Source organism: Streptococcus sp. HMSC065C01 (assembly GCF_001813525.1).
In the GTDB taxonomy this organism is placed as follows: Bacteria; Bacillota; Bacilli; order Lactobacillales; family Streptococcaceae; genus Streptococcus; species Streptococcus parasanguinis_V.
Genome location: NZ_KV812858.1, coordinates 171,761 through 197,149 on the forward strand (window position 1 = coordinate 171,761; position 25,389 = coordinate 197,149).

Below are 25,389 nucleotides of genomic sequence, written 5' to 3' on the forward strand. Positions count from 1 at the left end.
CGTAACCGATATGAGGAGAGATGGAGGATATAAAGGTGACACACAATCGACTAGCATGGGATGAATATTTTGCAGCACAGGCCTTACTGATTTCGAATCGAGCGACCTGTAATCGAGCTAAGGTTGGGGCTGTACTAGTTAAGGATAATAAGGTCATTGCAACAGGTTATAATGGATCCGTTTCTGGGACAGATCATTGTCTAGAAGATGGCTGTCTTATGGTCGAGGGACACTGTGTCCGGACGATTCATGCGGAAGTCAATGCTATTTTGCAAGGAGCTGAACGGGGGATTCCCAAAGGATTTACAGCTTATGTGACACATTTTCCTTGTCTCAATTGTACCAAGCAATTGCTTCAAGTTGGTTGCAAGCGGGTGGTATACATTCATCAGTATCGAATTGATGAATATGCCGAATACCTCTACCGTGAAAAAGAAGTAGAACTGGTCAATTTACCAATTGAAGAAGTGAAACGAGCTATTGCAGAGGCTGATTTTATTTAGGGAAGGCTTTTAGTCCATTTCACGATATGTTAGCAATCTAATTGGAAACCTGTCCAAATTAATGTTTAAGAGATAGCATTGAATAGATGGCTATCATGAAAAGAATAATGGAATCAAGTATAATGGTGTTAACGGAAAAACATAAAAATATAAGAAAGGAAGGAGAAAGTGATGACAAACCAAGAGAAACATTTTGAGGAAAATAAAGAACATCGTAAGATAAGTGAAGATTATCCCAATTCTGTATCTGTTCAGAATCCTCCAAAAGAAAATAGCTTACATTCTATTCTTCTTTCAGTGACATTTTACTTATCCATTATCTATCTTGTATTGTTTTTCTTTTACTTTGCACCTTGGGGTGATGGTTGGGGATTTGTCGTTTTGATTTTCCTTGGTCCAAACTTATTAAGTCTTGCGATTGGGGCCTTTCTAATTCGACTAGGGATGAAGAAGGGGTATAAAAGCCTTCTCTATGCGAGTGTTGGACTCTATCTGCTGTCTATCATCTTGGCTTTTGATCCGGACTGGGAAATATTTCGAATTGCTCCCTTATGTTTAGGTATTTTGGATTTAATCGGAACACTCCTGGTTAAAGAAGAGAAAAGCTCTTAATCAAAAAATGGGTATGGTCAACTCTACTCAATAAAAAGTATTCGGGTCGATCAAAGAGATAGTTAAATCAGTTCATCCGCTCTATTTTTAAGCGCTATTATTTGAAAGAATAACTAAAAAGGTTAGGAGAAAGTTATGACAGATCAACAGAAAAATCTGGAAGTAGATACAGAAAAAGAGGCATTCGTTTCAGATGAAAGTCTTCTTCCTAACAATGAAATGAAGCCAGAAAAGAGAGTTGGGACTTCTGCAATACTTTATTTTGCCCTGTTAATCGCCATTGCTTATACAGTTTAACTTTTATTAGGTCTCTTTGCAATGGGAGCGTGGGCTGGTGGCTTTTTGGACTTCTTGTGAATCCATATGATTAGTTTTGTTATTGCAACTATCCTGCTTTGGAATGGCAATAAAGCAACTCTTTATATAGCAGCAGCTATTTATGTTTTTTCATTTATTGCTGCGGGTGATCCGGATTGGGTGATTAATCATATACCACAGTTTGTGGTAGGAGTGCTGGTATTGATTGGAACTGTATTGTTAAAAAATGAAGAGTGATGATAGCAGGTAGGATGTTCAATCCTATCTTTTTTATTTATTTAGTACTGATAACGCACTGAGAAAACGGTTACAAATTGTGTTATAATTTAAATAAATGGATCGTTAAATACTTTTCTTAGAAAGCGGAGGAGAATCTATGTCTAGAAAAAAATGGTATGGTATACTGCTAATTCTTGAAGCAATTCTTTATCTTGTTTCTTATGGTAGTAGTCTAGTAGAGAGCTATAATGTCCAAAATTTAAATGGAAATACACCACTGATCACTACCTCTAGTATTTTTTCTATATGGAATGGAATGATTATTTGCTGGGTAATTTGGAGAATCATGAAGCAGCGTTTAAATGTTGAAGGATTGATAGCTGCTCTTCTCCTCTCAATTACCCAACTACTGATGTTTTTTTTACCACCTTTCTCCCCAACAAATCTGATGAACATTTCCTTTGTGCTAAATATCATTTGTTTAATATGGATTTGCTTGCTTATAAAGAATGTAGAAATGAGGGAGCTTTTAAACAATTGGAAAAGTAAAGATGGTTGGAAATCATCGATAGCTTATTTAGTACTATTTGTTGCCTCTACAAATATTTCTCCACTATTTATATTGATTGGTATGGATAGAACGAGTGATATTTACGCTTTTACACTTCGATACAGTGTAATGGAGTTAATGTTTTTACTTCTGATTAATGTTATGATCACAAGTACAAGTGAGAAACTTCAGAAAGTATTTTCTCTCTTGCTCATTTTATCTTCTCTTGTTGTGATAGGTGCAGTATACTCTTTCATCTCTCGTATAAGCTTTTACGGTCTCTTTTATCTTCTCTTATCGATTTATATTGCTTGTCGTGTTTTTAGTTTACTTGAGAAAGTTGCAGTTAGCTGGGAGTCCAAGGTGAAAGTACAAGATCTATCATCTATTGACACTAAACCAGAGATGGCGGACTCTCAAGTAGAAGGAGACATAGATGTAAACGATCAGTTGAATGCTGATATACAATCAAACAATGATAAAGAAAATTCGCCAAAGAGGATTATTCTTCATTCGTCTTGGTTATGGAGCGCCCTTATAATAGCAGTCTGCCACCTTGGTATTATGATTTTTCCTTTATTTTTAGGAAACCCCATGTATCTACTGATCTTATATATTGGTGCCATCCATTATATTTGTTTTATGATTGCGACTTTCATCCTTTTCATAGCTATGAGGAATGGAAATGTGGGTCTCTTAAATACATCAGCCGTCTTATTTATTGTTTCCATCATAGGTACGCTAGATCCTTATTGGACAGGTCCAAATATTTTATCCTTGGTTTTAGGAGTCCTGGTATTTATTGGAGGTATATTATTTAAAAATGGAGACTGATTAAAGTAGATAGGGTTGAAAATTTTTAAAGAACTGTTATCATTTAAGTAGGTGGTAGGTTTTCGAGTACCCATTGGTACGCGGACGCCTATCATTTTTGAAGATAAAAAAAGCACCGTGTGAGGGTGCTAGATCTTGCCTGCTGAACTCGTCAATTGATAGATACCCTACGGGGTATTTTTTGTGAACTTTTTAGGAACTTTGAGGACTGTTTAAGTCAGTTTAACTAGGTAGTGCATAGACCGAAAAAGCTGATTTAATGGGCTTTTTGAAAAATCATTTTCCATATCATATGTAATGTGTTATAATGAAGTGTTATATGGTCCCGATAAGGTGGTAGAAATCTTCTATCAGTACTTTGTAACTCTATAACAATATTTTTTAAGGGGGGACATTTTTATGTCAGAACGTAAACTTTTCACGTCTGAATCAGTATCTGAGGGGCATCCAGATAAGATTGCAGACCAAATTTCAGATGCTATTTTAGATGCTATTTTAGAGCAAGATCCAGAAGCTCACGTAGCTGCCGAAACAGCTGTTTATACTGGTTCCGTGCATGTCTTTGGTGAGATTTCAACGACTGCTTATGTGGATATTAACCGTGTGGTTCGTGATACCATTGCAGAGATTGGTTATACTAATACGGAATATGGATTCTCAGCTGAAACTGTAGGAGTACACCCATCTTTGGTGGAACAATCTCCTGATATTGCCCAAGGGGTTAATGAAGCCTTGGAAGTTCGTGGAAACGCAGATCAAGATCCACTTGATTTGATCGGAGCAGGAGACCAAGGTCTCATGTTTGGTTTTGCAGTGGATGAAACAGAAGAACTCATGCCATTACCGATTTCACTCAGCCACAAGTTGGTTCGTCGTTTGGCTGAACTTCGTAAGTCTGGGGAAATCAGCTATCTTCGTCCAGATGCCAAATCACAGGTCACTGTCGAGTACGATGAAAATGACCAGCCAGTGCGCGTGGATACGGTGGTTATTTCAACTCAACACGATCCAGATGTCAGCAATGAACAAATCCATGAAGATGTAATTAACAAGGTCATCAAAGAGGTGATTCCAGCTTCTTATCTAGATGAGGAAACCAAATTCTTCATCAACCCAACAGGTCGCTTTGTTATCGGTGGGCCTCAAGGGGATTCCGGTTTGACAGGTCGTAAGATCATCGTGGATACTTATGGTGGTTATTCACGTCACGGTGGTGGTGCCTTCTCTGGTAAGGATGCGACGAAGGTGGACCGTTCCGCTTCCTATGCAGCTCGCTATATTGCAAAAAACATCGTGGCAGCAGGGCTTGCTAAGAAAGCAGAAGTGCAATTGGCTTATGCCATTGGGGTTGCTCAACCTGTCTCTGTTCGTATTGATACCTTTGGTACGGGAACAGTTGCTGAAAGTAAGCTTGAAAAAGCAGCGCGTGAGATCTTTGATCTTCGTCCAGCAGGGATTATCCAAATGTTGGACCTTAAACGTCCAATCTACCGTCAAACAGCAGCATACGGCCATATGGGACGGACAGATATTGACCTTCCATGGGAACGTTTGGACAAGGTAGAAGCCTTGAAAGAAGCTGTAAAATAATTCGTTGAAATGGAAAAGTTAGGGTCAAGTTGATCCTAGCTTTTTTTCGTTTTGAAAATTCCTACAGATGGAAAAATAGGTCGATCTGTGGTATAATAGATGCAGTATTTTGAATACGTTGTCCCTTTTATTTCCGTTACAAAAAACGATAGTAAAAGGAAAAAGACTTGAAAGAGCTAATAAATTATTAAGATGAAAAAAATTGTAATAAATGGTGGTCGCCCTCTAAAAGGAGAGGTGACCATTAGTGGTGCAAAAAATAGTGTAGTAGCCTTGATTCCGGCGACCATTCTGGCGGATGATATCGTGACCCTTGATGGGGTACCGGATATCTCCGACGTGGCGAGTCTGATTGAAATCATGACCATCATGGGGGCTAAGATTGAACGCAAAGAAGACAGTTTGATCATTGATCCACGTGGGGTGAAGAATATGCCCATGCCATTTGGAAAAATCAACAGTCTGCGAGCTTCCTATTATTTCTATGGCAGCTTATTAGGACGCTATGGTCAAGCAACGGTTGGACTACCTGGAGGGTGTGACCTTGGACCACGTCCGATCGATTTGCATTTGAAGGCCTTTGAAGCAATGGGAGCCGCTATGACCATGGATGGCTCTAGTATGAAACTTGCGACTGATGGCAAGCCTCTTCAAGGAGCAAACATCTACATGGATACTGTTAGTGTCGGTGCAACGATCAATACGATTTTGGCAGCGGTCAAGGCTGAAGGTCGGACAGTGATCGAAAATGCTGCGCGGGAACCTGAGATTATCGATGTGGTAACCTTGCTAAACAACATGGGAGCCCATATTCGGGGAGCAGGTACGGATATCATAATCATTGATGGTGTTCCACAATTGCATGGAACTAGACATCAGGTGATTCCAGATCGCATCGAAGCTGGAACCTATATTGCCCTTGCAGCTGCTATTGGAGAAGGTATCCAGATCAATAATGTCCTGTATGAGCATTTGGAGAGCTATATTGCCAAGTTAGAGGAAATGGGTGTGCGCATGACCATTTCTGAAGATAGTATCTTTGTAGAAAAGCAGACGGGCTTGAAGGCCATCCAGATCAAAACCTCTCCTTATCCTGGTTTTGCGACTGATTTGCAACAACCGATCACACCTTTGCTCTTAACGGCTGCAGGACGTGGGCGCATTGTTGATACGATTTATGAAAAACGGGTCAACCATGTGCCAGAATTGGCTAAAATGGGAGCCACCATTTCGACCTTAAACGACCACATTATCTATGAAGGGCCAAATCAATTGACAGGATCCAGTGTGAAAGCGACGGATCTTCGAGCTGGTGCGGCTTTAGTGATCGCCGGTCTCATGGCTTCTGGAACAACAGAAATTACAAATGTGGAATACATCCTTCGCGGGTATTCAGATATTATTCATAAATTGACCCAACTTGGAGCAGACATCCAGTTGGTAGAGGAATAGTGACAGAACTAGGGATCTGATAGTGGCGGCTGGATACACGAACAATGGAGTTTGAAATGAATATTTGGACGCACTTAGCTGCCTATTCACTAATTGAAACACAAAGGTTGTATTTACGACCTTTTCTCTTTGAGGATGCGGAAGATTTTTATAAGATTGCTTCGAATCCTGATAACCTACAATTTATCTTTCCTGCACAAGCCGATCTTTCTGAAACTCAATATGTACTAGCCAACTATTTCATGAAAAATCCTTTGGGGGTTTGGGCGATCTGTGATCAGGAAACCAATCAGATGATCGGTTCGATCAAGTTTGAAAAGTTGGATGAAATCAAGGGTGAGGCTGAGTTAGGCTACTTTTTGCGCAAAGATTTTTGGGGAAAGGGTCTGATGACAGAAGCGGTCAAAGAGTTGGTCTATCTATCATTTGAGAAATTTCAACTGAAGGAGCTTAAGATTGTCACCCATGTTGAAAATGCAGGGAGTCAAAAGGTCGCTTTGAAGGCTGGTTTTCGTCTCTTTCGTCAATTCAAAGGGAGTGACCGCTATACGCGTAAAATGCGCGATTATTATGATTTCCGCCTAGGTAGAGGGGACTTCTATGAGTAAACACCAAGAGATTTTAGACTATCTCGAAAAATTACCGATTGGAAAACGGGTCAGTGTCCGCAGTATCTCCAATTTTTTGAATGTCAGTGATGGGACGGCCTATCGTGCCATTAAAGAAGCTGAAAATCAAGGAATTGTGGAAACGCGTCCTAGAAGCGGAACCATCCGTGTCAAATCGCAAAAAGCTGTACTAGAGCATTTGACCTATCGGGAAATTTTAGAAATCACCGGTTCAGAAATATTAGCTGGTGAAGAAGGTCTCGAAAAAGAATTTAATAAATTTTACATCGGTGCTATGACGGAAAAGCACGTCCTAGACTATGTGTCTGAAGGTGGGCTTTTGATCGTGGGTGACCGTACTAGCATCCAACGATTGGCTCTTAAACATGACAATGCGGTCTTAGTGACAGGTGGCTTTGAAGTGAGTGAGGATGTGATTGATCTGGCCAATCAGGTACAAATCCCAGTCATCCGAACTTCACACGATACCTATACCGTCGCGACTATGATCAATAAGGCCTTGTCTAATATGCAGATCAAGACGGATATCTTGACAGTCGAGCAGGTCTATCGGCCCTTCCATGAGTACGGCTATCTTTCTGAGACGGATACGGTCCGGGATTATTTAGATTTGGTTCGAAAGAATCGCTTTAGTCGTTTTCCGGTTGTCAATCAGCACCAGATGGTAGTGGGCGTCGTAACCATGAGAGATGCTGGAGATAAGGCGCCTCAGACGACCCTTGATAAGGTGATGTCACGGACCATTTTTACCACTAATTTGTCCACCAGCATTGCGACGATTAGCCAACGGATGATCGCTGAAGATTATGAAATGATTCCTGTTGTTCGTAATAACCAGACCTTGCTGGGTGTTATTACGCGTCGGGATGTCATGGATCGGATTAGCAAGGTGCAGTTTTCGAGCTTACCAACCTTTAGTGAGCAAATTGGTCAAAAGATTCAAACAGAGAACGACCATTACCAATTCACAGTGGAGCCAAGTATGCTGGAGAAAAGCGGTGTTTTGGCCAATGGGGTCATGATCGAAGTGCTGATGAAGGTTATTCGCAAGATGATGCAACACAGTGGGCGTAGCTTGATTGTCGAACAGTTGATCATCAATTTTTTACAGGCTGTGCAGGTGGATGATGTGATCCGCATTGAACCACAACTAGTTCGACGAACCAGACGTTCGGCCTTGGTTGATTTTAGCTTGTATTTAGATCTGCAGCTAGTTGCGAAAGCAACCATTACAATTAAGATTAATTAAACAAAAAGAAATGAGGAGACAATGATTACATTAAAATCACAACGTGAAATTGAAGCCATGGATCGTGCAGGTGATTTCCTTGCCAGCATCCATATTGGATTACGTGACTTGATCAAGCCAGGGCTTGACCTATGGGAAGTAGAAGAATATGTCCGTCGTCGCTGTAAAGAAGCCAATGTCTTGCCGCTTCAGATCGGTGTAGAAGGCAGTCTCATGGATTATCCTTATGCGACTTGCTGTGGTTTGAATGACGAGGTAGCCCATGCTTTTCCACGTCATGTCATTCTCAAAGATGGTGATCTCCTCAAGGTAGACATGGTCTTGTCAGAACCGCTTGATAAGTCTGTTTTGGATGTATCGAAATTAGATTTTGATAATGTAGCGCAAGTCAAGAAATACACGGAGTCTTATAGTGGTGGCTTGGCGGACTCTTGCTGGGCTTATGCGGTTGGAAATGTTTCGCAAGAAGTCCAAGATTTGATGGACGTGACCAAAGAATGTCTCTATAAGGGAATTGAGAAAGCGGTCGTTGGCAATCGCTTGGGAGATATTGGTGCAGCGATTCAAGAGTATGCAGAAAGCAAAGGCTATGGCGTGGTGCGTGATTTGGTCGGACACGGTGTCGGGCCTACCATGCATGAAGAACCAATGGTCCCACATTATGGTCGTGCTGGACGCGGTCTTCGCTTACGTGAAGGGATGGTCTTGACGATTGAGCCAATGATTAATACCGGTACTTGGGAGATTGATACAGATATGGAAACTGGTTGGGCCCATAAGACCCTTGACGGTGGCCTTTCTTGTCAATACGAGCATCAATTTGTGATTACAAAAGATGGTCCAGTGATCTTGACTAGTCAAGGTGAAGAAGGAACATACTAAAAAATAGAGAGGAAAGAATGGAGCTGAAGGCAAGTGTCTGGTTTCGCTCTTTGCTCTTTTTTAGTAAAATGGGGAGGTGACGAATGAAAAAGGTCCTACAAAAAATACTGGGACAGCCATTTATAAAAGGCTTCGTGCGATTTTATCAGAGTGCAGAGTCTGATATCACTAGCATTGCGGTTGCCTATTATTTGCTGATCTCCATTTTCCCTTTGATGCTGATTGCAGCCAATATTCTGCCTTACTTTCATATTCGTCCTACCCAGATTCTTTTGAGCTTACAAAAAGTCTTGCCAGCCTCCTTATATCGAATAGTGGCACAGATGATTTCGAGTGTCTTGACCAAACCTTCGACAGGCTTACTGAGTTTCTCGATTATTTCTGCTTTGTGGATCTTCTCTCAGAGCATTGCCTACCTCCAAAAAGCCTATAACAAGAGTTATGGGGTGGAAAAGGAGCGTGGTATTATCTGGGGGCGACTCTTTAGCTTTCTGATCAGTTTTGCCTTGCAGGGTTTGTTTGGACTCTCGCTGATCCTTTCCATGTTTGGGAAAATGATCGTTCGTTATCTCTATCAGACCTTTTCATTTGATCGGACGATTTATGTGCGCTTACTGAATTTGACAGAGCCGACCATCTATCTCTTGCTTTTTGTTAGTCTGGTCTTGCTCTATTACACCCTTCCAAATGTCAAAATTCCAAAATTTAGATATGTTCTTCCAGGAGCGACCTTCGTTGTTGCTGTCCTGTATGCGATCTTGAATATCTTTTGGAAATATGTGGATCGTTATGTGAGTCATTTTTTAGATGCTCGTTTCTTCGGTTCGGTCGTCCTAGCGGTCATCATGTTTTGGTTCATCTTGGTGGCAAAAATCATGATTATTGGTTGTATTTTAAACGCCAGTATCCAATTTGCCAGAGAAGCCAAGTTCCAAACGCGCAGTGGAGAAATTGTCTCTAAGTTAAAATCAGAAGAAGTGGACTTTCGGCATAGAGAAGTTTCACAAAAATTAAAGCGTCGGTTACGCTTGATAAAAAAAGAAAAAACGGAATAAGGAAGAGTGGGACAGAAATCGGTCATTCGTTAGAATTCGATTTCGTCGTCCCACCTCCGCACAGTTGAGTAGGGCTGTAAAAGCTGATGAAATCAGCGTAGTAGAGCCCACTCAACCACTGCGTCTTGCTCGACAATCCAAAAATAATTGAGAGGCTAGGACTTTTGTCCCAGCCTCTTTTTTTCTTACCTATTTTTATTGCATTTGCAATAAAAATGTGTTATGCTATTGTCAATAGGAAAGGAGGAGTGAGATGAGTATTTTGCGTGAGATTGGCATCATTGCGCGAGCACTGGATTCTATAGCAAATATTGAATTTCGAGATTTGGACCTGGCGCGTGGTCAATACCTCTACTTGGTGCGAATTGCCGAGCAACCTGGAATGATTCAGGAAGAACTCTCTGAAGTCTTGAAAGTAGATCGATCCACCGTTGCAAGGTCTGTAAAAAAATTAGAAGAACGAGGACTGATTCAGCAGCGTCCAAGGGGTGAAAACCATAAAATCAAGGAATGGGAATTAACTGAAAAAGGTAAGCAGATTTACCCCTTCATTTTAGGGGAACATCTTTACTCTGAGACAACTGCCTTAAAAGGATTTTCCAAAGAAGAAGTCGCACAGTTAGAGGATTATCTCATCCGAGTTAGAGAGAATATCACCTTGGATTGGGAGCGAGTCAAAAAAGGTCAAAAAAGAAATTATAGTGAGGTAAAGCAATGAAAGTGACAGTCGATCAAGCATTTTGGGATTTATTTCCAACAGCTAGAATTACAGTGATGTCCTTGTATGGTATTGATAATACAGTAGATGAAGCCAAGGATCCTTATTTTAAAGAATTGTTGGACAAGGGTACTAAGAGAGCATGGGAATTTATTGATGAAGAAAACTATACCCAGAGTGAGTTCGTTCAAGAGTGGCGCCAAGCTTTTAGCAAGTTTAAAACAAAAAAAGGAGCCCGATCTTCCATCGAGGCACTCTTAAAACGGGTTCACCAGGGACGTGAATTCTATCCGATTAATCCTTTGGTGGATCTTTACAATAGCGTGTCGATGGCTTATGCCCTTCCTTGTGGGGGAGAAGATATGGATAAATTGGTGGGTGGCCTCTCTCTAGGTCAAGCGAAAGGAGGCGAACCTTTCTTTCCATTAGGAGCTGACGAAGATGCGCCAGCTTTGGAAGGGGAGATCATCTACTACGACCAAGAAGGCGCCGTTTGCCGTTGTTTGAATTGGCGTGAGGCTCAAAGAACCATGCTAACTGAAGATACCAAGGACGCTATTTTGGTCATTGAAGCCATCAACGAGGAGGAGGCCAAACGGGCACAAACAGCCATGCAGGAATTGAAAGATCTAGCTAAGGATTATTTTGGGGTTGAAGGCACCATCTATCAATTAAGTGCAGAGCATGCAAGTATAGAAGTTTAAAAGAATAAGGCTTGAAACAATCGTTTCAAGCCTTGTTTTTATTTTTAAAGACAAAGAGTTTACTAAAGACGTAATTGAGGACCACAATGGCCACTTGTGCAAAGAGGGTTTCGATCAGATTGATCTGGCTCTTGTTATTGTGGACGAATTGACCGATAATTCCTGGGAACTGCTTGACAAAAATCTCGGTCAAGGCCATGTCCAGTACAAAGGTCCCAGAGCGCGCAATTGCAAATCGGATCAAGCGCTGAAACCAGCCCTTTCTTTCTTGTTTAAAGACAATGGTATCATTGGTTGCAAAGGCAAAGAGGATCCCAGCAATGTTTCCAATCGCGGTCGCTAATCGTTCATCACGAGACACTTGATAGATGAAGAGGCGGGTTCCGACGGAAACAATGGTTGTGGCAACCCCAAAAAAGAGATAGGATAAAATCTCATTATCAAAAAATTTTTTAATTAGTGTTTTCATAAATTCAGTCTACCATAAAAGCTCAAAATATGCTATACTTGAAAGGTTGAAGAAATCAAACCTTCAACCCTTGGTGCTTAAGATCCTTTCGCCAAGCATATTACACGCGGGAAAACCGCTAAAGGAGAATAAATGAAACAGTTAACTGCTCGTGATATGGCACAAATTGCCATTGTTGCTGCGATTTATATCGTATTGACCATTACCCCACCTCTCAACGCTATGGCCTACTATGGCTATCAATTCCGTGTTTCGGAAATGATGAATTTCTTAGCTTTTTACAATAAGAAGTACTTGATTGCGGTGACGCTTGGTTGTATGATTGCTAACTTATTTAGTTTTGGATGGATCGATGTCTTTGTCGGTGGAGGTTCAACCTTTGTCTTCTTAGGACTTGGACTCATTCTATTTGGTCGATTCAAAAACAAGTTCTTGTTTGACGGTCTTATTCGCTTGGACCATTTCTTGTTTGCGATTTTCTTTTCCATCTCCATGTTTACGATTGCCTTGGAACTATACTACCTTCAAGGCCAACCATTCTTCTATAACTGGTTGACTATGGGATTGGGTGAATTCGCATCCTTGATTTTTGGAGCGATTGTGATCAATCAACTTTCTAAACGGATCGATTTTACAAAATAAGAAAAGGGAGTTTTGGCTCCTTTTTTTAATGCTAAGAATGCAGTAAATTCAAGGCTAAATTAAGATTTTATGATAAAATAAGAACATGAAAACCAGAATGAAAGAATTAGTGGAATTACTCAATCGATATGCTTACGAGTATTACACAAAAGACGCTCCATCTGTTTCAGATAGTGAATATGATCAATTATATCGGGAGTTGGTGGAACTAGAAACCGCTCATCCTGATGAGATCTTACCAGAGAGTCCAACTCACCGTGTAGGTGGGGTGGTTTTAAAAGGCTTTACCAAATACCAGCACCAGTATCCCCTTTATAGTTTGCAGGATGCTTTTTCGCGTGAAGAATTAGAAGCCTTTGATCAGCGTGTTCGTAAGGAATTTCCTTCGGTTAGCTATGTATGTGAGCTGAAGATCGATGGCTTGTCCATTTCCCTCACCTATGAAAATGGAGTCCTCGTAACGGGGGCGACACGTGGGGATGGTTCTGTCGGTGAGGATATTACAGAGAACCTCAAGCGGGTCAAGGATATTCCTTTGGTGTTACCAGAGCCAGTGAACATCACGGTTCGAGGCGAGTGCTATATGCCACGGGCTTCCTTTGATCGGGTCAATCAGATCCGTCAAGAAAACGGCGAGCCGGAGTTTGCTAATCCACGAAATGCTGCTGCAGGAACGCTTCGCCAATTGGATACGAAAATCGTGGCCAAGCGAAATCTCGCGACCTTCTTGTATCAAGAAGTGAGCCCGACGGATCAAAGCAGTCAGGAAGGCGTGCTTGAGAAATTAGCCCGCTTAGGCTTTGTCGTGAACCAAGAGCGAGTGCTGGCTGAGGATATGGAGCAAATTTGGGACTTTATCCAAAAAGTAGCTCAACTTCGAGAGGATCTTCCCTACGATATCGATGGGATCGTCATCAAGGTCAATGACCTAGCTGTTCAAGAAGAACTAGGCTTTACCGTAAAAGCTCCTAAATGGGCTGTCGCCTATAAGTTTCCAGCTGAAGAAAAAGAAGCGAAAATCTTATCAGTGGATTGGACGGTTGGACGGACCGGAGTTGTGACGCCAACTGCCAATCTAACTCCAGTCCAGCTAGCAGGAACTACTGTTAGTCGGGCAACCTTGCACAATGTGGACTATATTGCCGAAAAAGATATTCATCAGGATGATACCGTTATTGTCTACAAGGCGGGTGATATCATTCCTGCGGTCTTGCGTGTTGTTAAAGATAAGCGAGTCTCTGATCAAGCATTAGCCATTCCAACTCATTGTCCGAGTTGCCAGAGTGAGTTGCTTCATTTTGAGGATGAGGTGGCCCTTCGCTGTATCAATCCACTCTGTCCAGCTCAGATTAAGGAAGGATTGAACCACTTTGCAAGTCGGGATGCTATGAATATCACAGGCTTGGGTCCAGCTGTTGTAGAGAAACTCTTTGCAGCTCAGTTAGTAGAGGATGTGGCAGGGATCTATCGCCTAAGCGTAGAGGATCTATTGACCTTAGAAGGCTTTAAAGAAAAATCTGCTGAAAAACTCCATGAAGCCATTCAAGCTTCAAAAGAGAATTCAGCTGAGAAGTTACTCTTTGGTTTGGGGATCCGCCATGTCGGTAGCAAGGTTAGTCAAATCTTGCTCCAAGAATTCCATGACCTCGATCAATTGGCAACAGCTGATCCAGAACGGATTGCCAGCATTGATAGTCTCGGTATGGTCGTAGCTGAAAGCCTTAAGCGTTATTTCGCACAAGAAGGATCCAAGCGTCTCTTGCAAGAGCTCAAAGAAGCTGGTGTCAATATGGCTTATCTTGGTGAAAAAGTCGCTGCTGATGCGGCCCTATCAGGAATGACAGTCGTTTTGACTGGGAAGCTAGAGCGACTCACGCGTTCAGAAGCCAAGGCAAAATTAGAAAGTTTAGGCGCTAAGGTGACTGGATCGGTTTCCAAAAAAACAGATTTGGTCGTTGCAGGTAGTGACGCTGGCAGCAAGTTAACCAAAGCACAAGAATTAGGAATCCAGGTAGAAGATGAGGCCTGGCTTGAAAGTTTATAGAGGATCTTTATGGTAGAACGAATCAAAAAAGCCCGTTTAATTTATAATCCGACCTCTGGGCAAGAAATTATCAAGAAAAATATTGCGGAAGTCTTGGACGTACTCGAAGATGTGGGCTATGAAACTAGCGCTTATCAAACGACTCCAGAACCATTTTCTGCCCAAAATGAAGCAGAAAGAGCCGCTAAGGCAGGCTTTGATTTAATCATTGCCGCTGGTGGAGATGGTACGATTAACGAAGTGGTCAATGGGGTTGCAGGTCTGGAAAATCGTCCGCAGATGGCCTTTATCCCGACCGGTACCACCAATGACTATGCGCGTGCCTTGAAGATACCGATGGGAGATCCTGTGGCGGCTGCTCGCATTATCGAAAAGAATCAAACCATTCAAATGGACATTGGTCGTGCCTATGGCAGCAAGTATTTCATCAATATTGCCGCAGCAGGAACCATGACAGAATTGACCTTCAGTGTTCCAAGTAGTGTTAAATCTCGCTTGGGTTACTTTGCCTATGTGGCAGAGGCTGCTAAAATGTTGCCACGAAACAAGGCTCGCAAGGTGCGGATTGAGCACGACAATGGTGTCTTTGAAGGGCCAGCGTCTATGATTTTTGTGGCCTTGACCAACTCCATTGCTGGTTTTGAAAGTGTCGCGCCAGATGCTAAGCTTGATGATGGGAACTTTACCTTGATTATCGTAAAAACTGCTAAGCTCTTTAACATGTTGTCCTTGATGATTCAGGCCATCAATGGGGGCAAGCATGTGCACGATGAAAATGTAGAATATCTCAAGACCAAGAAGTTGACGATTGAAATGTTAGGGAAAAATGCTCAACCGTTCCGCATCAATCTAGATGGGGAATACGGGGGAGATACGCCGGTTGAATTGGAAGTCTTCCATAATCACTTGGAATTCTTTGCAAATATTGATGAAATCAACAACGATGCTTTGGTTCACCCATCTGAAGAATAAAAACAATAGTTGGAGTCATGTACGTGTTTTACAAGCGGATGGTTCCTTCGGTATTAAATTGGAAATAGGAAAATGTTATGCGACAATACCATGTAAAACTTCATTTTCATAAGCAAAAAGGAAATTATTTTGCCTATGATATGTGGCAGTGGCAGGATCAAGTAGAAGGAAAATCAGTCTCTTTCTCCAAGTTGGATTATTTTGGAGTAGAGGGAAATCTGGTATACGAGAGTGAGGATGCCTTGAACCGAGGCCATGTCCTGGTTAAAGAAGGGGATTGGCTCACCAAGACCCGTGATTTTGAAATCGAACTCTTACCAGAAGGGCATGTTCGAGAAGTGTGGATTCTCGATGGAGACGATACAGTCTATTATTCTTTGCAAGCTGCTTTGACGAGTCATGCATACAGCCATCGTCAGCCTCATGCCTACGATATGGCAATGCGTCCTAGAGAGTTTGATGCTAAATGGGCGTATCAAGGATGGCTCGGTCATCGGGAGGAAGAAGGGGAACATTGCTTTAAACTATGGGCTCCTACTGCTAAGAAAGTTGAATTGTTGCTCTATCAATCTACAGACTTGGATGCGCCTATCTGGAAGAGTATGCCGATGACACGTGGCAAACAAGAGTCTAGCTACCACCCAGAAAATACCCATGGTGTTTGGATTTTAGATTTTTTAGGAAATTTAAGTGGCATGGCCTATCAATATCGTATGCATTTTGAACACCATACTCAAGTGACGCGTGATCCTTATAGCATTGCAACGACAGCGGATGGGATGCGCTCAGCCATTCTTTCAAGAGTAGATCGTCAGTTTGATTGGGGCACTAAAAAAGGCGCCGATGCGACTCCCTGGCGCCTGGACAATCCTTGTCAAGCAGTGATCTATGAGATGCACCTTCGGGATTTGACCAAGTCACCGACATCAGGTGTGGACGAGTCTTTGCGTGGGACCTATCTGGGGGCTTGCCAAGAAGGAACTGTCAATAGCCATGGCGATGTGACTGCCTTTGATTATATCCGTCAGTTAGGGGTCAATGTCGTGCAATTACAGCCGATATCTGATCGCTATAAACAGTACGATGAAGAAGGTCGTGTGACCTACAATTGGGGTTACGACGTTCAGAATCATTCTGCACCAGAAACCAGTTTTTCAACAGATCCATCCAATCCCAAACAAACCATGAAAGAGCTTAAAACTATGATCCGGGCTTATCATGAAGCTGGGATTTCTGTAGTCATAGATGTGGTCTACAATCATACCTACTCAACGGAGCATGGTCCTTTCCAAAATACAGTTCCGGATTATTATTATCGGATGGATCCAGATGGGCGCTTCCAAAATGGGACAGGCGTCGGTAATGAGACGGCAAGTGAGCATGAGATGTACCGCAAGTACATGATTGATTCCCTTACGCACTGGGTCAAAGAGTACCAGATCGATGGTTTCCGCTTTGATTTGATGGGCATTCACGATGTGACGACAATGAATGCTATTCGGGAGGCGATGGATGCTCTGGATCCTCGCATTCTCCTTTATGGAGAAGGTTGGGACATGGGAACCGGTCTCGCACCAGAGGATAAGGCTAAGAAAGACAATGCGGCGCAATTGCCACGTATTGGATTCTTTAACGACACGGAGCGCGATGCTATTAAAGGGGCTGAGGTTTATGGTTCCATCAAACGAGGCTTTGTCAGCCGAAAATCAACAGAGAATATCGTTGCGCGTGCTGTTCTAGGTAGTGCGGAGCTGGGTCATTATTTAAGTCCGAATCAGGTTTTGAATTATGTGGAGGCTCATGACAATTATAATCTCTATGACTTGCTTCAGACCCTCCATCCAAATGAAGAAGTAGCAGGCTTGGTAAAGCGCTCAGAGTTGGCTACGGCTATGAACCTGCTCTTCCAGGGTATGGCCTTTATGCAATTGGGTCAAGAGTTTATGCGGACTAAATTGGTAGCGACAGGTCCTGATGGAGAGATCACACCTTTGGATCGTGAGCGGGCCATGAATTCCTACAATGCTCCAGATTTTGTGAATCAGGTCAATTGGGATTTGGTCAGTCAGAATAAGGAATCAATCGCCTACATCCGAAGCTTGATCGCCTTGAAGACAAGTCTTCCTGTCTTAGGGCTTGAAAGCTATGATAACATCTACCAACAAGTCTTTATCCAATCTGCGACAGATACTAGTGGTCTTGTCATCTATGAACTAACAGGAGACAAGAAGTACTTGGTGATATTTAATGCCAGCGGGCTTCCATATTACCTCCAAAATTCAGATAAATTGAAATTAATGGTTGGTAATAGTCGCCATAAACGTCCCTTCTATGTGGAGAATTTAACAGCTTCTATTTTTGAAGTCTTAGATAAAAGTAAGGTATGATACTTCTTTAAGAAATCGCAAAACCCCTGAGTTTTTACTCAGGGATTCTTTTTATTTAGAAGAACTGCTACTGGTCTCTGTTGAGGAAGAACTATCGTCTTCTGGGTGCAATTCTTTATAAGTTGGTGCCTTGAAGAGATCAACTGTGGACTGGTTGCCACGTTGGTTATAAAGGCTGGTTGATTTGTCACCTTTTTCCTTTTCAATCTTCTTCAATGCCTTGAAGGAATTGGTGTAGGAATAATCTTCTGGATTGACTTTTCCAAGATCATTGCCCTTGAAGAAGCGAAGGAGATCACCGGTCTGGATGCTATCACTAATCTTCAATTGAAGGTTAGCAGCTTCCCTAATCTTGTCCAGTTCTTCCTTGGTTTTTTCGTCTGGGTTCGTGATTTCCTCACCTGTTTTTGTATAGTAGGTCCGGCCACTATAGCTTGTATACTCAGGAGTTACAAAGTAGTTAGCAGAGCGGAAGGCGACGATTTGATCATGATCTGGTGAGAGCATATCTTGACCAACTTGGAGGAATTTGTTGGATTCAATACCTAGCAAATGTTCCAAGGTTGGGAGCATATCAATTTCACCACCATAGGTATCAATGATGCCACCCTTATCCATACCTGGAATGACTACCATATAAGGTACGCGTTGCAACATGGCATTGTCATAGCTTGACCACGTTTCAGAGTTCTTACCAAGTAGAGGAGCAAGAGCTGGGTTGCGGGAGTTTGAAATTCCGTAGTGGTCCCCATAGAGAACGATGATGGAATTTTTGTAAAGACCAGATTCTTTCAGGTAATCAAAGAAGGCTTTGATCGAAGAATCTAGATAGTTAGCGGTCGCAAAATAGCCATTAATGGTTTCGTCCTGAGTCTTAGCTAGAGGGAAGCCGAGATCATCTCCTGACAAGCTGGTCGTATAAGGATAATGGTTTGAAACCGTAATGAACTTCGTATAGAAAGGCTGTTGCAATCTTTCAAGGTATTTAATGGAATCCTTGAGCATGTATTTGTCATTAAGACCATACTGGAAGGAATTGCTGCTGTTTTGTTTGGTGAAGTAGCTGGCATCAAAGAAGTAATTGTAGCCCCATTGTTTATAGGCGGTATTTCGATTCCAGAAACTTCCAGCATTCCCGTGGAAAACAGCGCTCGAGTTGTACCCATTTTTTGAAAGAATAAATGGTGCAGCCTGTTGGGTATTGGTTCCACCATAGTTCACCATAAAGGAACCTTGGTTGAGTCCGAAGAGGCCTGTTTCAATCATGGTCTCAGCATCAGACGTTTTCCCTGCCTTGACTTGGTTAAAGACGTTTGAAAAGGCAAAGGTTTCTTTCGAGTGGTAAAGTGAGTTTAAGAAAGGTGTCACTTCATATTCTTTATCGTCTACTTTCAACTTGTAATCGATCAAGAATTGTTGGAAACTTTCCAAGTGAATGTAGATGACATTACGGCCTTTGGCCATTCCAAAGTACTCAGGATTAGGCTTGGCATAATGCTGTTGGATATATTCTTCCACCGGTTTTAAATCTGCTTCGGAGGCTTTGGAACGTTCTTTGTTGGCAGCATAGGTCTGATTAGCGCTATAACCCAGAAAGGCTGGTAAGCCTAGGGCACGAACGACATAGTAGTTTGAGAACCCACGAGTCAAGAGCTCAGGTCGGTCAATTTCTGCAAGAAAAAGGTTGGCTGAAAAGAGCATAGCTGATAAGGATGTAACCGCAAAACTAGCTCGTTTATTGAAGGGACGATTGTCCATTCGAATCCATTTCTTAAAGAAGAAGAAAGCTAGAATAGGGAAATCTAGAATGTAGATCACATCCCAAGGGCGGAACAATTCTAAAGCAGCAGCTCCGAGACCGGCAGAAACCTTGCTGGAAGCCAACATGGTATTGACCGTTACGAAGTCTGTAAACTCTCGATAATAGATGGAGTTGGAAATCAACCAAATAAATAAGAGAAGGTAGATCCCAAAGGCCAAACTATAAAAGAGCTTGGTTCGTTTGATATAAAGTGCAAGACCAATGAAGAGCAGACTGATCGGCAATGGGTTGATCACTGCTAGAAAAATCTGATACGGTCCCTGAATGTCTAAATTAAAATCAACTGAATAGGCCCACATGGTTTTGAACCAGTAGAGCAACAGAAGGGTCAAGACAAATCCTAGTCTGGTACTCATGAAATTGAGTATCGAATTCGTAATTTTTTTCACAAAATGTTACTTCCTTGTCTTATTTCCTAAAAATTTTCATATACAAGTATACCACATTTTTATGGAGAAAGAAAAAAATGACTGTAAAGCAGAGGAAAGAAATAGGAAAGATCAGGGATATGAAATCGTAAAAAGCTAAAGGATAAGAGCTGAAATAAAATGGTAAAAAAAGTTCTAGTAAATAAAGCCTCCCTTTGTGAAAAACACAGACTTTTGCTATAATAGAGGATATGAAAAAACTCACAGTTAGTCGCCAAGTCGCAACAAAAATCAAACAAGGACAATCCCTTCTTGAAAAGCAAGATTTTGACTCACTTCCCGCTTTGGATCAAGCGGTTCAATTGCTTTCAGGAGATGGACAATCCCTCGGGGTCGGATACTTATCTGAACAAAATAAAGGGATTGGATGGTTTGTTTCACAAGAGTTGGTCGCTTTTGATCAAGACTTTTTTAAAAAGCTTTTCATCAAAGCCAAGCAATACCGTCGTTCTTATTATGCGGATGAAACGACGACAGCCTTTCGTCTTTTTAACCAAGAGGGAGATGGTTTTGGTGGCTTCACGGTTGACTTGTATGGTGAGTTTGTTGTCTTTTCTTGGTACAATCCCTTCGTATTTCAGATCAAGGAAACCATTCTAGCGGCCTTTCAAGAAGCTTTTCCAGAAGTCCGAGGTGGCTATGAAAAGATTCGCTTTAAAGGCTTGGACTATGAATCGGCTCATGTCTATGGAGAAGAAGCTCCGCAAGAATTTTTGATTCTTGAAAATGGGGTCTCTTACCAAGTCTTTCTCAATGATGGCTTGATGACGGGGATTTTTTTGGATCAGCATGAAGTTCGAGGTGGCTTGGTAGAGGGCTTAGCAGCTGGCAAGTCCTTGCTCAATATGTTCTCCTATACGGCGGCCTTCTCTGTGGCTGCGGCAATGGGTGGAGCAGTTGAGACAACATCGGTCGATCTGGCTAAGAGAAGTAGAGAACTATCAGAAGCGCATTTTGTGGCAAATGGCTTGGCGCTGGATGCTCATCGTTTTGTCGTGATGGATGTCTTTGACTATTACAAATATGCCAAACGCCATGACTTAAGCTATGATGTGATCGTGCTCGATCCGCCTAGCTTTGCGCGGAATAAAAAACGGACATTTTCAGTCGCTAAAGATTACCATCGGTTGGTCAGCGAGGCCCTTGAGATTTTAAATCCAGGTGGGACCTTGATTCTCAGTACCAATGCGGCAAATGTGACCAAAGAAAAATTTAAAAAACAAATCGAAAAGGGATTTCAAGGCCGTAAGCATCGCTATCTAGCGGAATACGGACTTCCGGGAGATTTTCGATGGAACAAGAAAGAAGAAAGTAGTAATTACTTGAAAGTATTTACGATTAGGGTGGATGTATGAAGTTAGTTGTTTCGATTATGCCTCGCTCCTTAGAAGAGGCGCAACAACTAGATAGTTCGCGTTACGAGGATGCAGATGTTATTGAGTGGCGTGCGGACTTTTTAGAAAAAAGCGAGATCTTAACCGTCGCTCCTGCAGTTTTTGAGAAATTTGCTGGACGCGAGATTTTATTCACCTTGCGGACTCGAGCTGAAGGTGGAGAGATGGAGCTGACCAACGAGGAATATGTTGGAATCCTGAAAGATATTCAATCCATCTATCATCCGGATTATATCGATTTCGAGTATTATAGTCACCGTGAAGTCTTTGAAGAGATGTTGGAATTTTCAAATCTTGTTCTCAGCTACCATAATTTCCAAGAGACACCGGAAAATATGATGGAGATCTTATCGGAATTAACTAGCTTTTCTCCAAAATTGGTCAAGGTATCGGTTATGGCCCACAATGAACAAGATGTCCTTGACTTGATGAATTATACGCGTGGTTTCAAGACGCTGAATCCTGAGCAAGAATATGTAACGATTTCCATGGGTAAGGTCGGGAAGATTTCGCGCTTGACAGCTGATTTGACAGGCTCTTCTTGGTCTTATGCTAGAGTCGGAGAAGGAAGTGCGCCTGGTCAAATCCCTCTTGAAAATATGCGAAGAATTCGGGAATTATTAAATGAAGATTGATGGCTACACTCGGATGGCAGCAGTCATTGCCCATCCGATTCGTCATAGTATCTCTCCTTTCATCCATAATCTAGCCTATGAATTAACAGCGACCAATGCTGCTTACCTAGCTTGGGATATTGCTGAAGAAGACTTAGAAAGCACCATCAGTCAAATTCGTAAGTTGGATATGATCGGAGCCAATATCTCCATGCCCTATAAGCAGAAGGTCTTTCCTTACTTAGATGAAGTGGATGAGATGGCCCGAAAGATCGGTTCTGTCAATACCATTGTTCACCGTGATGGCAAGCTTAAAGGCTATAATACGGATGGGATTGGTTTCTTTCGTAGTTTACCTCCAGCTTTCTCCATTAAGGGAAAAACAATGGTTCTCTTAGGTGCAGGTGGTGCAGCTTTAGCGATTATTGCGCAGGCCATTCATCTAGGTGTAAAACGAATCCTTGTCTTTGTGAGAGAGGAGAGATTGGTTCATTATCGTTCAATCGTTCAGTTGATTGAAGATGGCTTTGATTTCTTGATAGAATTGTATGCGATTGAGAAAAATGAAGATGTTCAAAACTCTTTTCATCAAGCCGATCTCATCTTAAATGCCACTGGTGTAGGCATGGATGGTCATTCTCTTCCGATAGCGAGTTACTTGACCTTTCCCCTACATGCCTTAATCGTAGAGATGGCCTACTATCCGGCAGTGACCCCCTTTCTGCAATTAGCAGTGAATCAAGGAAACAAGAGGGTAAATGGGCTGGGAATGCTCTTTTATCAAGCTGAAGCAGCCTTTGAATTAATGACTGGGAAAGTATTTCCTACAGAGTCTGTATGGGAAGCATTGACAACAGAATATCGCCAATTTGTATGTGACTAAGAGAGGGGTTTACCTTTTCCTATTGAAAAAGCTTTATGAGATTAGAACAAGATCTGATTTTTTAAAAAACAGTCTTGCTCTAGTCTCTTTTTCATTTTGATTGAGACATGTGCCCTATTTCATGATAAGATAGAATCAAAGAATAACATGAAGGAGATTCCTATGAACGTATCGGTACCTATTCCAAGACATTCCTATGAGATTGTGATTGAAAGAGGTGCTCTCAACCAGGTTGGAGATTGGTTGCGCACTCTTTGGGGCGATAAAAAAGTCGCGATTATTTCAGATAACCGCGTGGCTAAGCTATATGCCTCTATCGTAGAGAAGAGCCTTGAGAAAGCTGGTTTTCAAGTAGTACGCTTTGAGTTTCTTCAAGGAGAAGCCAGTAAGAATCTAACCACTGTTTCAAAAGTCTATGACTTTCTAGCTACCCATGGTATGACGCGCAGTGATGGAATCGTTGCTCTTGGGGGTGGCGTAGTTGGTGATTTGGCTGGTTTTGCTGCCTCGACCTATATGCGGGGAATTTCCTTTGTTCAGATCCCGACTAGCTTGACCGCACAGGTGGATTCTTCTATCGGGGGAAAGACGGGAGTCAACACAACACTTGCCAAAAACATGGTAGGGACCTTTGCTCAACCAGATGGTGTGTTTATTGATCCTGAAGTGTTGAGCACGTTGGGGCACCGTGAATTGATCGAGGGGATGGGTGAAGTCATCAAGTACGGCCTCATCCAAGATACGGAACTTTGGGAAGAATTGGAAGCCATGGATGGTTCTGTCCAGAGTATTTTAGAGCATGCAGAGAGCATCATTTCCCATTCCTGCCTGGTCAAGCGAGACCATGTTGTGGCAGATGAGTTGGACAATGGTATTCGACTGTATCTCAATTTTGGGCATACTATTGGGCATGCCATTGAAGCGACAGCTGGTTATGGACAGGTTATGCATGGAGAAGCTGTCAGTATGGGTATGGTGCAGCTGTCCCGAGTTGCAGAAGAAAAGGGCCTGATGCCAAAAGGAATCACTCAAAAAATCGAAGAAATGTGCCGGAAATTTGGCCTTCCGGTGACCTATGAGAACTGGGATAAAGAAGCCCTTTATCAAGCCTTGACCCATGACAAAAAAGCGCGTGGGACTAGCTTGAAATTAGTCATTGTTCCAGAGTTGGGGCAAGCAGCGATTCATCAAATTCCTCTTCAAGAAATGAAGGACTTTTTAGAAAGAAAGGAATAAGGTTGTATGAGATATTTAACAGCAGGAGAGTCCCATGGGCCTCGATTAACAGCCATCATCGAGGGGGTTCCGGCAGGCCTTCCTTTATCTGAAGAAGATATTAATAAAGAGCTCAAACGTCGACAAGGTGGCTATGGCCGTGGTGCTCGGATGAAAATTGAGAGTGACCGGGTCGAGATCACATCAGGGGTCCGTCATGGCTTGACCATGGGAGGTCCGATTACTCTGAACGTGACCAATCTGGATCATCAAAAATGGCTAGAGATCATGAATGTAGCACCGGTCGAAGAGAAAAAGAAAAATCTGCGTAAGATCACCAAGCCACGTCCTGGTCATGCCGATCTAGTCGGAGGGATGAAATACCGTTTCGATGATCTCCGTAATTCCTTAGAGCGTTCTTCTGCCCGTGAGACGACCATGCGTGTAGCCGTTGGTGCAGTTGCTAAACGGATTTTAGAAGAAATCGGCCTTGAAGTGGCCAGCCACATTGTTAATTTTGGGGGAATTGAGATTGCAATTCCCGAGAATCTAACCGTTTCTGAAATCAAGGAAAAGGCAGCGAAGTCGGAAGTTTCGATCGTTGTGCCAGAACAAGAAGAAGCCGTTAAGGCCTACATTGACCAAGTAAAAAAAGATGGCGATACTATCGGGGGAATTGTGGAAACCTTGGTTGGTGGTGTGCCTGTTGGACTAGGATCCTATGTGCAATGGGACAAGAAATTGGATGCCAAAATCGCTCAAGGGGTGGTCTCTATCAATGCCTTTAAGGGTGTTGAGTTTGGTCTTGGGTTCGACGCAGGTCGCCTAAAAGGTAGTCAAGTCATGGATGAAATCATCTGGTCTCAAGACACCGGTTATACCCGTCGCACCAATAATCTTGGTGGTTTTGAAGGGGGCATGACCAATGGTGAGCCCATTCTGGTTCGTGGCGTCATGAAGCCTATTCCGACTCTCTACAAACCCTTGATGAGTGTGGATATTGAAACCCATGAACCCTATAAGGCGACGGTTGAGCGCAGCGACCCAACGGCTCTACCTGCTGCAGGAGTGGTAATGGAAGCAGTGGTCGCAACGGTCCTTGCGACAGAAGTGCTTGAAAAATTCTCATCCGATAACTTGGAAGAATTGAAAGAAGCCGTTGCCAAGCACCGGGACTTTACGAAGAATTTTTAAGAGAAAGAGT

The 25,389-nt window shown here is 42.4% G+C and carries 24 protein-coding genes and 1 riboswitch; of the genes, 22 read left to right on the forward strand and 2 right to left on the reverse strand.

Annotated features, from left to right (window positions below):
- Positions 1 to 35: 35 nt before the first annotated feature.
- The 13 genes from HMPREF2918_RS08480 to HMPREF2918_RS08535 all read left to right on the forward strand — a co-directional run bounded on the left by HMPREF2918_RS08480 (position 36) and on the right by HMPREF2918_RS08535 (position 11,315).
- Positions 36 to 503: a deoxycytidylate deaminase gene (locus HMPREF2918_RS08480; protein WP_049490930.1), complete on the forward strand. Its 468-nt coding sequence runs from the start codon at positions 36 to 38 to the stop codon at positions 501 to 503.
- Positions 504 to 674: 171 nt separating this feature from the next.
- Positions 675 to 1,115, forward strand: a complete 441-nt coding sequence (locus tag HMPREF2918_RS08485) for a hypothetical protein (RefSeq protein ID WP_049515551.1) — start codon at positions 675 to 677, stop codon at positions 1,113 to 1,115.
- Between the two features lie 135 nt (positions 1,116 to 1,250).
- Positions 1,251 to 1,412: a hypothetical protein gene (locus HMPREF2918_RS11705; protein ID WP_239683631.1), complete on the forward strand. Its 162-nt coding sequence runs from the start codon at positions 1,251 to 1,253 to the stop codon at positions 1,410 to 1,412.
- A gap of 66 nt (positions 1,413 to 1,478) precedes the next feature.
- Complete coding sequence (locus HMPREF2918_RS11710) at positions 1,479 to 1,670, forward strand: hypothetical protein (RefSeq protein WP_247913921.1); 192 nt, start codon at positions 1,479 to 1,481, stop codon at positions 1,668 to 1,670.
- Between the two features lie 139 nt (positions 1,671 to 1,809).
- On the forward strand, positions 1,810 to 3,036 hold the full coding sequence (locus HMPREF2918_RS08495) for a hypothetical protein (protein ID WP_049515548.1): 1,227 nt from the start codon (positions 1,810 to 1,812) through the stop codon (positions 3,034 to 3,036).
- A gap of 399 nt (positions 3,037 to 3,435) precedes the next feature.
- A complete protein-coding gene (gene metK / locus HMPREF2918_RS08500; RefSeq protein WP_049515546.1) occupies positions 3,436 to 4,626 on the forward strand; it encodes a methionine adenosyltransferase in 1,191 nt (396 codons plus the stop codon).
- A 192-nt stretch (positions 4,627 to 4,818) separates the two neighbouring features.
- Entirely contained in the window at positions 4,819 to 6,078 is a 1,260-nt protein-coding gene (locus HMPREF2918_RS08505; protein WP_049471988.1) for a UDP-N-acetylglucosamine 1-carboxyvinyltransferase, read from the forward strand.
- A 56-nt stretch (positions 6,079 to 6,134) separates the two neighbouring features.
- Entirely contained in the window at positions 6,135 to 6,686 is a 552-nt protein-coding gene (locus tag HMPREF2918_RS08510; protein WP_024055817.1) for a GNAT family N-acetyltransferase, read from the forward strand.
- Entirely contained in the window at positions 6,679 to 7,956 is a 1,278-nt protein-coding gene (gene spxR, locus HMPREF2918_RS08515) for a CBS-HotDog domain-containing transcription factor SpxR (RefSeq protein ID WP_049515543.1), read from the forward strand. The genes HMPREF2918_RS08510 and spxR overlap by 8 nt, the downstream gene beginning before the upstream one ends.
- Before the next feature lie 21 nt (positions 7,957 to 7,977).
- Positions 7,978 to 8,838 carry a methionyl aminopeptidase gene (locus HMPREF2918_RS08520; protein WP_070595210.1) on the forward strand — a complete coding sequence of 287 codons (861 nt, stop codon included), beginning with the start codon at positions 7,978 to 7,980 and terminating at the stop codon, positions 8,836 to 8,838.
- Positions 8,839 to 8,921: 83 nt separating this feature from the next.
- Entirely contained in the window at positions 8,922 to 9,893 is a 972-nt protein-coding gene (locus HMPREF2918_RS08525; RefSeq protein ID WP_003006728.1) for a YihY/virulence factor BrkB family protein, read from the forward strand.
- A gap of 253 nt (positions 9,894 to 10,146) precedes the next feature.
- Positions 10,147 to 10,611 (forward strand): MarR family winged helix-turn-helix transcriptional regulator, encoded by a 465-nt coding sequence (locus tag HMPREF2918_RS08530; RefSeq protein WP_070595212.1) that lies wholly within the window; start codon positions 10,147 to 10,149, stop codon positions 10,609 to 10,611.
- On the forward strand, positions 10,608 to 11,315 hold the full coding sequence (locus tag HMPREF2918_RS08535; RefSeq protein ID WP_070595214.1) for a B3/B4 domain-containing protein: 708 nt from the start codon (positions 10,608 to 10,610) through the stop codon (positions 11,313 to 11,315). The genes HMPREF2918_RS08530 and HMPREF2918_RS08535 overlap by 4 nt, the downstream gene beginning before the upstream one ends.
- A 25-nt stretch (positions 11,316 to 11,340) precedes the next feature.
- Here the strand turns inward: HMPREF2918_RS08535 and HMPREF2918_RS08540 are convergent, their stop codons facing one another.
- On the reverse strand, positions 11,341 to 11,784 hold the full coding sequence (locus tag HMPREF2918_RS08540; protein ID WP_049513904.1) for a GtrA family protein: 444 nt from the start codon (positions 11,782 to 11,784) through the stop codon (positions 11,341 to 11,343).
- 28 nt (positions 11,785 to 11,812) lie between these two features.
- Positions 11,813 to 11,919: riboswitch (PreQ1 riboswitch) on the forward strand.
- Between HMPREF2918_RS08540 and HMPREF2918_RS08545 the strand changes: the two genes are divergently transcribed.
- The 4 genes from HMPREF2918_RS08545 to pulA all read left to right on the forward strand — a co-directional run bounded on the left by HMPREF2918_RS08545 (position 11,917) and on the right by pulA (position 17,829).
- Positions 11,917 to 12,426 carry a QueT transporter family protein gene (locus HMPREF2918_RS08545; protein WP_003006740.1) on the forward strand — a complete coding sequence of 170 codons (510 nt, stop codon included), beginning with the start codon at positions 11,917 to 11,919 and terminating at the stop codon, positions 12,424 to 12,426. Its footprint overlaps the riboswitch before it by 3 nt.
- 85 nt (positions 12,427 to 12,511) lie before the next feature.
- On the forward strand, positions 12,512 to 14,470 hold the full coding sequence (gene ligA / locus HMPREF2918_RS08550; protein WP_070595216.1) for an NAD-dependent DNA ligase LigA: 1,959 nt from the start codon (positions 12,512 to 12,514) through the stop codon (positions 14,468 to 14,470).
- 9 nt (positions 14,471 to 14,479) lie between these two features.
- Positions 14,480 to 15,442 (forward strand): diacylglycerol kinase family lipid kinase, encoded by a 963-nt coding sequence (locus HMPREF2918_RS08555; protein ID WP_003006748.1) that lies wholly within the window; start codon positions 14,480 to 14,482, stop codon positions 15,440 to 15,442.
- A 77-nt stretch (positions 15,443 to 15,519) separates the two neighbouring features.
- On the forward strand, positions 15,520 to 17,829 hold the full coding sequence (pulA, locus tag HMPREF2918_RS08560) for a type I pullulanase (protein WP_070595218.1): 2,310 nt from the start codon (positions 15,520 to 15,522) through the stop codon (positions 17,827 to 17,829).
- A 51-nt stretch (positions 17,830 to 17,880) separates the two neighbouring features.
- On the opposite strand, the gene HMPREF2918_RS08565 is transcribed toward pulA, so the two are convergent.
- Positions 17,881 to 20,040, reverse strand: coding sequence for an LTA synthase family protein (locus HMPREF2918_RS08565; protein ID WP_070586093.1), 2,160 nt, complete (start codon positions 20,038 to 20,040; stop codon positions 17,881 to 17,883).
- 230 nt (positions 20,041 to 20,270) lie between these two features.
- Here HMPREF2918_RS08565 and HMPREF2918_RS08570 point away from each other — a divergent pair, with 230 nt between their 5' ends.
- The 5 genes from HMPREF2918_RS08570 to aroC all read left to right on the forward strand — a co-directional run bounded on the left by HMPREF2918_RS08570 (position 20,271) and on the right by aroC (position 25,379).
- Positions 20,271 to 21,434 carry a class I SAM-dependent rRNA methyltransferase gene (locus tag HMPREF2918_RS08570; protein WP_061590959.1) on the forward strand — a complete coding sequence of 388 codons (1,164 nt, stop codon included), beginning with the start codon at positions 20,271 to 20,273 and terminating at the stop codon, positions 21,432 to 21,434.
- Entirely contained in the window at positions 21,431 to 22,108 is a 678-nt protein-coding gene (gene aroD / locus HMPREF2918_RS08575) for a type I 3-dehydroquinate dehydratase (RefSeq protein ID WP_049504470.1), read from the forward strand. Before HMPREF2918_RS08570 ends, aroD begins: the two co-directional genes overlap by 4 nt.
- Positions 22,098 to 22,970, forward strand: a complete 873-nt coding sequence (gene aroE / locus HMPREF2918_RS08580; RefSeq protein WP_070595220.1) for a shikimate dehydrogenase — start codon at positions 22,098 to 22,100, stop codon at positions 22,968 to 22,970. Before aroD ends, aroE begins: the two co-directional genes overlap by 11 nt.
- Before the next feature lie 162 nt (positions 22,971 to 23,132).
- Positions 23,133 to 24,206 (forward strand): 3-dehydroquinate synthase, encoded by a 1,074-nt coding sequence (gene aroB / locus HMPREF2918_RS08585; protein ID WP_021153038.1) that lies wholly within the window; start codon positions 23,133 to 23,135, stop codon positions 24,204 to 24,206.
- Between the two features lie 6 nt (positions 24,207 to 24,212).
- Positions 24,213 to 25,379 (forward strand): chorismate synthase, encoded by a 1,167-nt coding sequence (gene aroC / locus HMPREF2918_RS08590; RefSeq protein WP_070595222.1) that lies wholly within the window; start codon positions 24,213 to 24,215, stop codon positions 25,377 to 25,379.
- Positions 25,380 to 25,389: the final 10 nt, after the last annotated feature.

Excerpts from the sequence above, each read along its gene's own strand:
- HMPREF2918_RS08485 (WP_049515551.1), top strand. The coding sequence starts at position 675 with ATGACAAACCAAGAGAAACATTTTGAGGAAAATAAAGAACATCGTAAG.
- HMPREF2918_RS11705 (WP_239683631.1), top strand. The coding sequence starts at position 1,251 with ATGACAGATCAACAGAAAAATCTGGAAGTAGATACAGAAAAAGAGGCA.
- HMPREF2918_RS11710 (WP_247913921.1), top strand. The coding sequence starts at position 1,479 with ATGATTAGTTTTGTTATTGCAACTATCCTGCTTTGGAATGGCAATAAA.
- HMPREF2918_RS08495 (WP_049515548.1), top strand. The coding sequence starts at position 1,810 with ATGTCTAGAAAAAAATGGTATGGTATACTGCTAATTCTTGAAGCAATT.
- metK (WP_049515546.1), top strand. The coding sequence starts at position 3,436 with ATGTCAGAACGTAAACTTTTCACGTCTGAATCAGTATCTGAGGGGCAT.
- HMPREF2918_RS08505 (WP_049471988.1), top strand. The coding sequence starts at position 4,819 with ATGAAAAAAATTGTAATAAATGGTGGTCGCCCTCTAAAAGGAGAGGTG.
- HMPREF2918_RS08510 (WP_024055817.1), top strand. The coding sequence starts at position 6,135 with ATGAATATTTGGACGCACTTAGCTGCCTATTCACTAATTGAAACACAA.
- spxR (WP_049515543.1), top strand. The coding sequence starts at position 6,679 with ATGAGTAAACACCAAGAGATTTTAGACTATCTCGAAAAATTACCGATT.
- HMPREF2918_RS08520 (WP_070595210.1), top strand. The coding sequence starts at position 7,978 with ATGATTACATTAAAATCACAACGTGAAATTGAAGCCATGGATCGTGCA.
- HMPREF2918_RS08525 (WP_003006728.1), top strand. The coding sequence starts at position 8,922 with ATGAAAAAGGTCCTACAAAAAATACTGGGACAGCCATTTATAAAAGGC.
- HMPREF2918_RS08530 (WP_070595212.1), top strand. The coding sequence starts at position 10,147 with ATGAGTATTTTGCGTGAGATTGGCATCATTGCGCGAGCACTGGATTCT.
- HMPREF2918_RS08535 (WP_070595214.1), top strand. The coding sequence starts at position 10,608 with ATGAAAGTGACAGTCGATCAAGCATTTTGGGATTTATTTCCAACAGCT.
- HMPREF2918_RS08540 (WP_049513904.1), bottom strand. The coding sequence starts at position 11,784 with ATGAAAACACTAATTAAAAAATTTTTTGATAATGAGATTTTATCCTAT.
- HMPREF2918_RS08545 (WP_003006740.1), top strand. The coding sequence starts at position 11,917 with ATGAAACAGTTAACTGCTCGTGATATGGCACAAATTGCCATTGTTGCT.
- ligA (WP_070595216.1), top strand. The coding sequence starts at position 12,512 with ATGAAAACCAGAATGAAAGAATTAGTGGAATTACTCAATCGATATGCT.
- HMPREF2918_RS08555 (WP_003006748.1), top strand. The coding sequence starts at position 14,480 with ATGGTAGAACGAATCAAAAAAGCCCGTTTAATTTATAATCCGACCTCT.
- pulA (WP_070595218.1), top strand. The coding sequence starts at position 15,520 with ATGCGACAATACCATGTAAAACTTCATTTTCATAAGCAAAAAGGAAAT.
- HMPREF2918_RS08570 (WP_061590959.1), top strand. The coding sequence starts at position 20,271 with ATGAAAAAACTCACAGTTAGTCGCCAAGTCGCAACAAAAATCAAACAA.
- aroD (WP_049504470.1), top strand. The coding sequence starts at position 21,431 with ATGAAGTTAGTTGTTTCGATTATGCCTCGCTCCTTAGAAGAGGCGCAA.
- aroE (WP_070595220.1), top strand. The coding sequence starts at position 22,098 with ATGAAGATTGATGGCTACACTCGGATGGCAGCAGTCATTGCCCATCCG.
- aroB (WP_021153038.1), top strand. The coding sequence starts at position 23,133 with ATGAACGTATCGGTACCTATTCCAAGACATTCCTATGAGATTGTGATT.
- aroC (WP_070595222.1), top strand. The coding sequence starts at position 24,213 with ATGAGATATTTAACAGCAGGAGAGTCCCATGGGCCTCGATTAACAGCC.